This is a genomic window from Caulobacter segnis, from assembly GCF_023935105.1.
Lineage (GTDB): Bacteria > Pseudomonadota > Alphaproteobacteria > Caulobacterales > Caulobacteraceae > Caulobacter > Caulobacter segnis_B.
In genome coordinates, this window is the sequence record NZ_CP096040.1 from 1542833 (window position 1) to 1554010 (window position 11178).

Consider the following 11178-nt stretch of genomic DNA (forward strand, 5'->3'; position numbering starts at 1 on the left):
GATCGACTAAACCCAGGCGAGGCTTTTCTGTGGGTGACGTGGCGTCAGGCGAAGCTCTTGCCGGCCGCGACGACGGAGGCCAGCGCGCCGGGCGAGGCGGACGCCTCCTCCAGCATCTCCTCCAGCCGGGTGACCTGGTCGCGCCGGGCCTGGAGGACGCCGGACAGCGCCTCGCGCAGGGCGTCGGCCTGGGCCTCGGGACGGTCGCGCAGCTCCAGCACCTGGCGGATGGCCGCGATCGGCAGGCCGACGGCCCGCAGGGCGGTGATCGTCTCCAGCTGTTCGACGGCCTCGGCGTCATAGCCTCGGACATTGCCGCTCAGCCGGTGCGAGCGGACCAGGCCCCGGTCCTGATAGTGGCGCAGGGCGCGCGGGGTGACGCCCAGCTGGCGGGCCAGGTCGCCAATCGAGACCAGGCGAACAGGGGCGCGAAGGGGGAAGACGGCGTGATTCATCAATTGAACTCCACGAGGACTTCGTCGGCGGCGACGGGGTCACCGGCCTTGGCGTTGACGGCCTTGACGGTGCCGTCGCGCTCGGCGCGGATGATGTTCTGCATCTTCATGGCCTCGAGGACGCAGACGACCTCGCCCTCGCGGACGGCCTGGCCCTGGGACACGTCCATCGAGACGACGAGGCCCGGCATGGGCGAGAGGATGAGCTTGGAGGTGTCGGCGGCCTGCTTGGCGGGCAGCTTGCCGTGCAGCTCGGCGCTGCGCGGGGTCAGCACCAGCACCCGGGCCTTGGCGGCGCGGTGGCGGATGTCGAAACCCTCGGCGGCCGGGGCGACCTGGACCGTGAAGGCCTGGCCGCCGAGCCGGGCCCGGAACACCGGCTGGCCAGGCCGCCAGGCGATGTCGGTCAGGCTCAGGGAGCGACCCTCATCGAGCAGCGCGACGGTGACCTCGCCGTCCTGGCCCGAGACCTTCACCCGCCGCTTGGCGGAACCGACCGCCACCACCCACTCGTCACGCGCCGGCCCCATCAGGCCCGAGGCCTGGCTACGAGCCCGGGCGGCCTGGACGCGCTGCATGGCCGCGCCGACGGCGGTCAGGATGTCCAACTGCGCTTGGGTGGCTTGCGCGCCCTGGAAGCCGTCGGGGAACTGGTCCTTGATGTAGCTGGTGGCCAACTGACCGGAGCGGAAGCGCTCTTCGTCCATCACCGCGGCCAGGAACGGGATGTTCTGGCCCAGGCCCTCGATGTGGAAGTCCTCCAGCGCCCGGCCCATGCCGTCGATCGCCGCGATGCGGGTCGGGGCCCAGGAACACAGCTTGGAGATCATCGGGTCGTAGTACATCGAGATCTCGTCGCCCTCGCGGACCCCCGCGTCGTTGCGGATGGTGTAGCCGCCGTCCTGCTGGCCCTCCGCCGGCGGGGCGTAGCGCACGAGGCGGCCGATGCTGGGCAGGAACTTGCGGTAGGGATCCTCGGCGTAGATCCGGCTCTCGATGGCCCAGCCGTTGATCTTCAGATCCGATTGCTGGAAGGCCAGCGTCTCGCCCCAGGCCGAGCGGATCATCTGCTCGACCAGATCAAGGCCGGTGATCAGCTCGGTGACCGGGTGTTCCACCTGCAGGCGGGTGTTCATCTCCAGGAAGAAGAAGCTCTTGTCCTGCCCCGCCACGAACTCAACCGTGCCGGCGCTGTCGTAGTTGACCGCCTTGGCCAAAGCGACGGCCTGGGCCCCCATGGCTTCACGCGTGGCCGGATCGAGCAGCGGCGACGGGGCCTCCTCGATGACCTTCTGATTGCGGCGCTGGATCGAGCATTCGCGCTCGAACAGGTGGACGACGTTGCCGTGCTTGTCGCCCAGCACCTGGATCTCGATGTGGCGCGGGCTTTCGATGAACTTCTCGATGAAGATCCGGTCGTCGCCGAAGCTGGCCTTGGCCTCGGCGCGCACGGCCGGGAAGCCTTCCTCGACGTCCTGGCGGCTCCAGGCCACGCGGATGCCCTTGCCGCCGCCGCCGGCCGAGGCCTTGATCATCACCGGATAGCCGATCTGCTCGGCGATCGTCACCGCCTCGGCGGTGTCGGCGATCTCGCCGATGTGGCCGGGCACGCACGACACCCCGGCGGCCTGGGCGAACTTCTTGCTCTCGATCTTGTCGCCCATGGCCGAGATGGCCCCGGGGTTGGGACCGATGAACACGATCCCCTCGTCGGCGCAGCGCTGGGCGAAGGCGGCGTTCTCCGACAGGAAGCCGAAACCCGGATGGATCGCCTGGGCCCCGGTCTCTTTGCAGGCGGCGATGATCTTGTCGGCCACCAGATAGCTCTGGGCGGCCGGCGACGCGCCGATGTGCACGCTCTCGTCGGCCATCTCCACGGCCAGCGACCCCGCGTCGGCGTCCGAATAGACCACCACCGTGGCGATCCCCAGCCGCCGGCACGTCTTGATCACCCGCACCGCGATCTCGCCCCGGTTGGCGATCAGGATCTTCGTGAACATCGGTCGGTCCTGACTCACAGCGGGATGTTGTCGTGTTTGCGCCAAGGGTTCGTCAGTTCCTTGCCCTTGAGGCTCTTGAGGCCCCGCACGATCCGGCGTCGGGTGCCGTGGGGCATGATGACGTCGTCGATGTAGCCGCGCTGGGCGGCGACGAAGGGGTTGGCGAAGCGGTCCTTGTACTCGGCCTCGCGGGCGGCGAGCGCTTCTGGGTCCTTGGCTTCCTGGCGGAAGATGATCTCCACCGCCCCCTTGGCCCCCATCACCGCGATCTCGGCCGTGGGCCAGGCATAGTTGAGGTCGCCGCGCAGGTGCTTGGAACTCATCACGTCATAGGCCCCGCCATAGGCCTTGCGGGTGATGACGGTGATCTTCGGGACCGTGGCCTCAGCATAGGCGAACAAGAGCTTGGCGCCGTGCTTGATCAGCCCGCCGTACTCCTGCTTGGTCCCCGGCATGAAGCCCGGCACGTCGACGAAGGTCAGGATCGGGATGTTGAAGGCGTCGCAGAACCGCACGAAGCGCGCGGCCTTGCGCGAGCTGTCGATGTCGAGCACGCCGGCCAGCACCTGGGGCTGGTTGGCCACCACCCCGACGGTCTCGCCGTCCATGCGGGCGAAGCCCACGACGATATTCTTGGCCCACTCGCTGGAGATCTCGAAGAAGTCGGCTTCGTCGACCACCTTCAGGATCAGCTCCTTCATGTCGTAGGGCTTGGTCGGGTCGGCCGGGATCAGGGTGTCGAGGCTGGCTTCCTCGCGATAGGCCTCGTCGAAGGTCTCGCGCTCGGGCGCGGCATCGCGGTTGGACGACGGCAGGAAGTCGACCAGGCGGCGCACCTGGGTCAGGGCTTCCAGGTCGTTCTCGAACGCGCCCTCGGCCACGCCCGACTTGGCCGCGTGGACCCGGGCCCCGCCCAGCTCCTCGGCGGTGACCACCTCGTTGGTCACCGTCCGGACCACGTCAGGCCCGGTGACGAACATGTAGCTGGTGTCCTTCACCATGAAGATGAAGTCGGTCATGGCGGGGCTGTAGACATCGCCGCCGGCGCAGGGGCCCATGATCACGCTGATCTGCGGGATCACCCCCGAGGCCATGACGTTCTCCAGGAAGATGTCGGCATAGCCGGCGAGCGAATCCACGCCCTCCTGGATGCGGGCCCCGCCGGCGTCGAACAGGCCGATGACCGGGGCCCCGACCTTCATGGCCTGGCGCTGGACCTTGATGATCTTCTGGGCGTGAGCGTTCGACAGGCTGCCGCCGAACACCGTGAAGTCCTTGGAGAAGACGTAGACCACCTTGCCGTTGATCGTGCCCCAGCCGGTGACCACCCCGTCGCCGGGGACCTTCTGAGCCTCCATGCCGAAGTCGGCGCAGCGGTGCTCGACGAACATGTCGAACTCCTCGAAGCTGCCTTCGTCCAGCAACAGATCGATCCGCTCGCGCGCCGTCAGCTTGCCCTTGGCGTGCTGAGCCTCGACCCGCTTGGCCCCGCCCCCCGCCTTGGCCTGCTCGCGGCGGCGATCCAGTTCCTCCAGAATGTGCTGCACCGGTCGCGCCTTGCAAAAAAAGGTGGACTGCAACGCCATCCACGCATTGCAATTTGGCGAAGTTGGAAAAGTCGTCCAGACTAAACCTCATAGATTTCAGGCGTTGGCGGGGAGTCTGTGATGTCGATTTCTGCGAATTTGCAAAGTTGCGAAGATGCGTGAGAAGCTTTTCATCGGCCCCCGGCTGCGCGTCCTGCGCCAGGGGCGGGGCTGGACGTTGGAGGCCTGCGCCACGCGCCTGGGCCTGTCGCCGAGCTATCTGTCGCAGATCGAGGCCAACCAGCGGCCGGTGACCGCCCGGGTGCTGATCGACGCCATGCGGGTGTTCGAGGTCGATGCCGCGGCCCTGGACGCGGCTGACGACCAGCGGCTGATCGCCGACCTGCGCGAGGCCGTCGCCGACCCGGTCAGCGGCGGCGAGACGCCGGGCCTTTCGGAGATCAAGCAGGTGGTCAGCAACGCGCCGCACTTCGCCCGCGCCTATCTGGCGCTGCACCGCGCGCACCGGCGGCTGGATGAACGCCTGAAGCAGACCGAGGAGGCGGTGTCGCTGGACGAGCGCGGCGCCGCCAGCGCCCTGCTGCCGTATGAGGAGGTTCGCGACTTCTTCCACTACAAGGACAACTACATCCATGCGCTGGACGTCGCGGCCGAGGCCCTGGCCGAGGATCTGGGGCTGGCCGAGGGCGGCGGGGGAGGCGGCCCTTGAGCGGCAGCTGGCCGAGCGGCTGGGCGTGCGGGTCGAGCGCTCGCGTGAGCTGGACCTGTTGCGCCGCTTCGATCCCGAGACCCGGACCCTGGTGCTGGGGGCGGTGCAGCCGGCCGCGACCCGCGGCTTCCAGATGGCCTATCAGATCGTCGCCATGACCCTGGCGCAGGTGGTCGAGGCCGAGCTGGAGGCTGCTTCGTTCCGCAGCGAGAGCGCCGCCCAGGTCTGCCGCACGGGCTTGCTCAACTACGCCGCCGGGGCGCTGCTCTTGCCCTATGGCCGCTTTCGCGAGACCGCGCGCCAGGTGCGCCACGACATCGAACAGCTGAGCCTGATCTTCCAGACCAGCCTGGAGCAGGTCTTCCATCGCCTGAGCACCCTGCAGCGGCCGGGCGCGCGGGGCGTGCCGTTCTATTTCGTGCGGCTGGACCGGGCCGGCAACATCACCAAGCGCCACAGCGCCACGCGCTTCCACTTCGCGCGGTTCGGCGGAACCTGTCCGATGTGGAACGTCCACGACGCCTTCAGCCGCCCCGACGCCTGGATGGTGCAGCTGGCCGAAATGCCGGACGGGGTGCGCTATGTCTGCGTCGCCAAGGGGGTGGTGAAGTCTTCCGGAGCCTATCTGGAGGCCGATCGCCGCTATGCCCTGGGGCTGGGCTGCGAGGCGCAGTATGCCGACCAACTGGTCTATGCCGACGGGCTGGACCTGGCGGGACCGTCGGCGCCGATCGGCGTCAGCTGCCGGATCTGCGAGCGCGTGGACTGTTCCCAGCGCGCGTTCCCGCCGGTCGATCGCCGCTTCGAGGTGTTGGAGAACGACCGACGCTGGGTGCCGTTCGCGCTCAAATAGGCGGGTGGAAGAACCGGTGCGTCTCCGGCGCGAACGGGCAGGTCGCGCCGGAGACGCCGCGCAGGCCCGGCGGGGGCGCGCGAAGGTTGGCGACGTCAAAAGGGGAGGAAGACGTCACATGAAAATCCTATCCATTTGGTAGGATTTGGTCGAGGCAGATTTTCTGAGGGCGCGTGCAGGCGAGCGGGCCGATCGTCCCATCGTCATGTTGTAAATGATAATTAGTCGCATTAACTTGGGCTTCGCCAAGGAGCCCCGGCCATGACCGCACCCAACTTCATCGACGACGCAACCGGATTGAGGACGATCTACGCCCAGCCGGCCAAGCAGGTGCTGGAAAAAGCGTTCCCCAGGCTGGACCGACATGGTCGGCGGTTCCTGGAGCTGTCGCCGTTCTTCTGCATCGGCTCGACCCGCCCCGACGGCATGGGCGACGTCAGCCCGCGGGGCGGGGAGGCCGGCTTTGTCCATGCCTTGAGCGACACCGAACTGGCGTTCCCCGACCGGCCCGGCAACAACCGCCTCGACACATTGAGCAACATCGTGCGCGAGCCGGGCGTGGGCATGGTGTTCCTCATCCCCGGCGTCGAGGAGGTGCTACGGCTGAACGGCCTGGCGCGGATCACGACACGCGAGGACCTGATGGAGCGCTTCACGCACGCGAAGAAGCGGCCGCGCTCGGTGGTGTTGGTCGAGATCCGCGAGGTCTATTTCCACTGTTCGAAGGCGCTGCGTCGGTCTGACCTGTGGAACCCCGAAAAGCGGCTGCCCAAGGGCGCGTTCCCGACCCTGGGCCAGATCGCCAAGGACCAGTTCGCGCTGCCGATCCCGGCCAAGATGATCGACTTCGCGCTGGAGCAGGACGCCAGGACGAACCTGTACTGACCGCGTCGCCGGTCAGCGTCTCAGCACCAGGGTCGCCACCGCGCGCGGCGGCACGACCAGGCCGTCGAGCGGCTCGGCGCGATGGCGGATGTCGGTGACGGTCATCCGTCCCGACCATCCGCGCGGTGGCGTCAGGCGGCGGGGCGAGAGCCCACCGTTGACGTGGACCAACACCAGCTCCCGGCCCTCGGGCGACAGGGCCCCGGCCGTGTCGAGGTCGTCGACCGGGACCAGCCGATAGCCCGGGCGGATGAAGCGGCTGAACTGGGCTATCGCCCAGTACTTGCGGGTCACGTGGATCGCGTGGGGTCCCTGTGGCGGGGCGCGGAAGTCGACCTTGATCAGCCCCCAGTTCGAACCTGGCTTTCCATCGCGAGCGCTCAGCGTCTCCAGCGCCTGCCAGAACACCCAGGCCGACGGCTCCAGCCGCTTGAGGTCCAGCACCATGTGCTCGGCCAGGGCCAGGGCCGAGTTCATGCCCTCGAAGTCCTCCGGATCCTTGTCCAGCGGGGTGTCGTTCTCGGACATCCACAGGCGGATCCCCGCCGCGCGGGCGGCGTCGCGCACGCCGGTCTGGTTGACCACCCCATAGCTGTGGACGTTCAGCTGGCCGATCGCGGCGCGAACCTCGGCGGGGTAGGCGGCCCAGTCGGCCAGGAAGAGGTGCGAGTTGGTCTCGTCGGGCGCGCTGACCACCGTCGCCAGGCCTCGCGCCTTCAGCGCGGCGTGGGTAGCCAGGATCATCGCGCCCTGGCGCGCCGGGCTCCAGTGTGCGCCCTCCTGGGTATTGGCCGCGCGCCAGTAGTCGGTATTGGGTTCGTTGACCGGCGACAGGGTGCGGAAGACGACGCCGTGCCTGTGCTGGAGCTCGTCGACGACCCGCGCCAGATAGGCGGCGAACGGACCCTCCTGCCCGGGGCGCAGATTGTCGTCCGCGCCGTTCTCGGCCCCGGACACCTTGCCGCTGACCGTCATGAACCAGGGTGGAGAGTTAGAGAACGCCTCGAGGATCGGGGCGCGCACGCGGGCCTTGATGGCGTCCAGCCACCAGCGTTGATTGGCGTCGGCCGACCAGTCCCACATCGCCTCTTGGTCCGGCGTCCACCAGTCGGTCCCGGTCGTTCCTCGCGGCTGGCGCCAGAAGCCGGGGATCGCCGCGCCAGGGCGCAGATAGGGCTCCACATCCGGACGGTCGCCGCCGCCGATGTTGTAGCGGGCGATGGTCCAGCCCAGGCCCCGCGGACCATAGAGCAGGTCGGCCAGGCGCTCGCGCTCGGCGTCGGGCCAGCCGCCGGTGACATGAGCGAACCAGGCCAGGGCCGTGCCCCAGCCCTCGAACACCGTCGAGGCGCGCGAGAGGTCCGGACGCGGGGCGATCGACACGGCCGGTTCCTCGGCATGGACGAGGGCGGGAGCGGCCGCCCAGCCCGCGATGGCGGCCAGCAGGGCGCGTCGGGACGGCGCGATAGCGAGGGCGGGTTTGGTCACGCGGTCATGCTGCATCTCTTATCGCCCATAATTGTCTGACAACGTGTCTCAGCGCCGAAGTAAATTTGGCTTGATTTACGGCCTCTGTCGTCGGTTCGCCGCCCTCCGGATCGCGTTGGGCTATTCGCCTAAAGCGGGAATTTCACCGTTGGAAACGGCGATTTAGCCGATTTTCTCCACACCCTGGACTCACCTTTCTCCGGTCCTGAACCTGTGGTCGAGCTTGGCTCGCCCGCGACCAATCTCGTAGCGTCTCGAGAAATCATACTTGTACGATAAATGGTAGCGTAATATGTCAGACATGAAATCGCGTTCCAAAGCAAAGCGTGTCCGAAAAAAGCATAACGCTAGGAGGAAGCTCATGAGAGCCGTGCAGGTGGGATTGATGGTGGGCGCGTCGGTCTTGGCGCTGGGCTTGGCCGCGCCGGCCGGAGCCCAGACGGCGGGGGGCGCCCAGAACGACACGGCGGTTTCGGAAGTGGTGGTCACGGGCGTGCGCGAGAGCCTGCGCTCGGCCCAGGCGATCAAGCGCAGCGCCGACCAGATCGTCGACTCGGTCCAGGCCCAGGACATCGGCAAGCTGCCGGACGCCAACACCACCGAGGCTCTACAGCGCATCACCGGCGTGCAGATCCAGCGCCGCTACGGCGAAGGCGCCACCGATTTCGATCACCGCACCCAGCCGGCCGTCACCGTGCGCGGCCTGACCCAGGTGCAGAACTTCCTCGACGGCCGCGCCGTCTATTCGGCCTCGGGCGGCCGGGCGTTCGACCTCGAGGGCGTGCCGCCGGAGCTGCTGTCGGGCATCGACGTCTACAAGAATGCGCCGGCCAACATCATCGAGGGCGGGGTCGGCGGCGCGGTGAACCTGCGGACGCGCAAGCCCTTCGACTCGGCCGGCCGCGTGCTCAGCGCCACCGTGCGCGGCAACTACTACGATCGCGTCGGCAAGGACGGCGGCTCGATCTCGGGCCTCTACAGCAATCGCTGGGACACCTCGGCCGGCGAGATGGGCTTCCTGATCAACGCGGTGCTCAGCAAGAGCCACTATCGGCAGGACGGCCTGCTGGCGGGACCATTCGACACCGTGCCGGCCGGTTCGATCGCCAACGCGCCGGCGAACGCCCAGGTCCCCTACGGCTTCGAGATCTACGACGACACCGGCGATCGCAAGCGCCTGGGCATCGCCACGGCGTTCCAGTGGAAGCCCAGTGACGACCTGCTGCTGACAGCCCAGTACCAGCGCACCAAGTACTGGTTCAATCGCACCGGGGCCTACTACTACGACTACAACAACCGCTCGAACGTCCGGAACGCCGCCGGCGCGGTGACCAGCTACGGCACCGATCCGCTACCGGGCGCGGCCTTCACCTTCAACGACGAGGGCTACGCCACCAAGGGCGCGCTGCGGAACCAGACCTTCGAGACCGGCCGCTATGATCAGCAGCTGTGGAGCCAGAGCCAGAACTTCACCCTGAACGCTGCCTGGCGGGTCAGCGACAGGCTGAAGGCCAATTTCGACGCCCAGTACCTGAAGTCGTACTACAACGCCGATCGCAACGGTCACGTTCTGTCGCTGTACACCCAGTCGGGCCAGACGGGCCTGACCACGCCGCACAAGACGATCGTCGACTTCGACCTGACCGGCAAATATCCCAGGTTCGAGGTGCGGGACCCGACCCTGCTGAGCGATCCGGCCAACTACACGACGCCCTATGTCGCCGACTCCTTGCAGCGGAACGACGCCGAGACCTACGCCCTGACCGGCGACTTCGAGTACGACTTCGAGGGCGGCTTCTTCGACAAGCTGCGCGGCGGGGCGCGCTATTCCGACAACAACATCGACCTGCGCGGCACCTGGCACGGCGTCTGCATCACGTCGCTGGGCGCGGATCCCAACTGCTCGGCCCCGGCCGGTACGCCGCTGGTGCCGCTGTCGGCCCACCCGCAGCTGGCCATGAAGGGCCCGTCCAAGGACTGGTTCGACGGCAACACCGTCAAGGGCGGCCTGCTGTATCCGGCCTTCCCGGCGGGCGACGGGGTCTGGGCCCAGACCAAGGCGCTCTACGCCCTGCTGGGCGCGACGACCAAGGACAGCTTCGCGCCAGGCGATCTGAACAGCCAGACCGAGAAGACCTATACCGGCTGGGCCGTCGCCGACTACGACACCGAGATCGGCGGCGTGGCCGTCGACGGCGGCATTGGCGTTCGGGTGATCAAGACCCAAGCCACGTCGAAGGGCACCCAGTTCAACGCGGATGGCACCTCGAAGGCGATCGACGTCGACAACAGCTACACGCGGGTGCTGCCCAGCTTCAACCTGCGCGCCAAGCTGACCGACTCCCTGCAGGCGCGCCTGGCCTATTCGAAGGGCCTGGCCCGGCCGAATTTTGACCAGCTGTCGACCAACCTGACCCTGAACAACCCCAACCAGGTGAACCCGGTCACCGGTCACCCCAGCGCCAGCTCGGGCAATCCGACCCTGCATCCCATCGAGTCGGACAACTACGACCTGACGGCCGAGTGGTACTTCTCCAGCACCGGCTCGCTGACGGCCGGCGCGTTCTACAAGAAGGTCGACGGCTTCCTGGCCGGCGGCACGGTGACGGGGTCCTACAACGGCGTCGTCTACGATGTCGGCACGGTGGTCAATTCGGGCAAGGGCACGGTCAAGGGGATCGAGCTGGGCTACCAGCAGTTCTTTGACTTCCTGCCGGGCCTGCTCAGCGGCTTGGGCCTGCAGGCCAACTACACCTATGTCGACAGCAGCGTGAGCAACCCGTTCGCCACGGCGGGCTCGAGCATCCCCACCCAGGTGCCGCTCGAGAAGCTGTCCAAGAACAGCTACAATCTGGTGGGCCTCTACGAGAAGGGGCCGGTCAGCGCCCGCGTCGCCTACAACTGGCGCTCGGCCTATCTGGACCAGACGACGGGCAGCGGCGCCAACGGCATCCCGCAATACGCCAAGCCCTACGCCTCGCTGGACGCCTCGATCAGCTACGACGTCAACGACCACGTCGCGGTGTCATTCGACGCGGTGAACATCAACAACCGCATGAACGTCCTCTACATCGGCACGCCCGCCGCGCCGCTGCAGTACCAGCTGAACGACCGCCGCTACGGCTTCGCCGTGCGCGTGACCTACTAGCCTCCCCTGCTAGCCGGCGTGGCGCCTCCCGCCACGCCGGCGTCTTTTTGTCGGGTTCCGCATGATGCAGGCTTTCGAGATATCGGTCACATC

Annotated in this window: 8 protein-coding genes; 4 read left to right on the forward strand and 4 right to left on the reverse strand. The window is 67.6% G+C overall.

From position 1 onward, the window contains the following. Positions 1 to 44 precede the first annotated feature (44 nt). Genes MZV50_RS07600 through MZV50_RS07610 form a run of 3 tightly spaced genes read right to left on the reverse strand, consistent with a single transcriptional unit; the run spans position 45 to position 4002 of the window. Positions 45 to 455 (reverse strand): MerR family transcriptional regulator, encoded by a 411-nt coding sequence (locus MZV50_RS07600; RefSeq protein ID WP_252633809.1) that lies wholly within the window; start codon positions 453 to 455, stop codon positions 45 to 47. Continuing rightward, a complete protein-coding gene (locus MZV50_RS07605) occupies positions 455 to 2455 on the reverse strand; it encodes an acetyl-CoA carboxylase biotin carboxylase subunit (protein ID WP_252633810.1) in 2001 nt (666 codons plus the stop codon). Before MZV50_RS07605 ends, MZV50_RS07600 begins: the two co-directional genes overlap by 1 nt. Positions 2456 to 2469: 14 nt before the next feature. Continuing rightward, positions 2470 to 4002, reverse strand: coding sequence for an acyl-CoA carboxylase subunit beta (locus tag MZV50_RS07610; RefSeq protein WP_252633811.1), 1533 nt, complete (start codon positions 4000 to 4002; stop codon positions 2470 to 2472). Positions 4003 to 4156: 154 nt separating this feature from the next. Between MZV50_RS07610 and MZV50_RS07615 the strand changes: the two genes are divergently transcribed. The 3 genes from MZV50_RS07615 (at position 4157) to MZV50_RS07625 (ending at position 6449) form a co-directional block, all read left to right on the forward strand. Further along, a complete protein-coding gene (locus tag MZV50_RS07615; RefSeq protein WP_252633812.1) occupies positions 4157 to 4711 on the forward strand; it encodes an XRE family transcriptional regulator in 555 nt (184 codons plus the stop codon). After that, positions 4635 to 5564, forward strand: coding sequence for a helix-turn-helix domain-containing protein (locus MZV50_RS07620; RefSeq protein WP_252633813.1), 930 nt, complete (start codon positions 4635 to 4637; stop codon positions 5562 to 5564). Before MZV50_RS07615 ends, MZV50_RS07620 begins: the two co-directional genes overlap by 77 nt. Before the next feature lie 261 nt (positions 5565 to 5825). Beyond that, positions 5826 to 6449 carry an MSMEG_1061 family FMN-dependent PPOX-type flavoprotein gene (locus MZV50_RS07625; protein WP_252633814.1) on the forward strand — a complete coding sequence of 208 codons (624 nt, stop codon included), beginning with the start codon at positions 5826 to 5828 and terminating at the stop codon, positions 6447 to 6449. A 12-nt stretch (positions 6450 to 6461) separates the two neighbouring features. On the opposite strand, the gene MZV50_RS07630 is transcribed toward MZV50_RS07625, so the two are convergent. Further along, complete coding sequence (locus tag MZV50_RS07630) at positions 6462 to 7937, reverse strand: glycoside hydrolase (protein WP_252633815.1); 1476 nt, start codon at positions 7935 to 7937, stop codon at positions 6462 to 6464. A 361-nt stretch (positions 7938 to 8298) separates the two neighbouring features. Between MZV50_RS07630 and MZV50_RS07635 the strand changes: the two genes are divergently transcribed. Beyond that, positions 8299 to 11085: a TonB-dependent receptor gene (locus MZV50_RS07635; RefSeq protein WP_252633817.1), complete on the forward strand. Its 2787-nt coding sequence runs from the start codon at positions 8299 to 8301 to the stop codon at positions 11083 to 11085. Positions 11086 to 11178: the final 93 nt, after the last annotated feature.

Bases quoted from the DNA above. Each gene is read 5' to 3' on its own strand.
- MZV50_RS07600 (WP_252633809.1), bottom strand. From the start codon at position 455: ATGAATCACGCCGTCTTCCCCCTTCGCGCCCCTGTTCGCCTGGTCTCG.
- MZV50_RS07605 (WP_252633810.1), bottom strand. From the start codon at position 2,455: ATGTTCACGAAGATCCTGATCGCCAACCGGGGCGAGATCGCGGTGCGG.
- MZV50_RS07615 (WP_252633812.1), top strand. From the start codon at position 4,157: ATGCGTGAGAAGCTTTTCATCGGCCCCCGGCTGCGCGTCCTGCGCCAG.
- MZV50_RS07620 (WP_252633813.1), top strand. From the start codon at position 4,635: ATGCGCTGGACGTCGCGGCCGAGGCCCTGGCCGAGGATCTGGGGCTGG.
- MZV50_RS07625 (WP_252633814.1), top strand. From the start codon at position 5,826: ATGACCGCACCCAACTTCATCGACGACGCAACCGGATTGAGGACGATC.
- MZV50_RS07635 (WP_252633817.1), top strand. From the start codon at position 8,299: ATGAGAGCCGTGCAGGTGGGATTGATGGTGGGCGCGTCGGTCTTGGCG.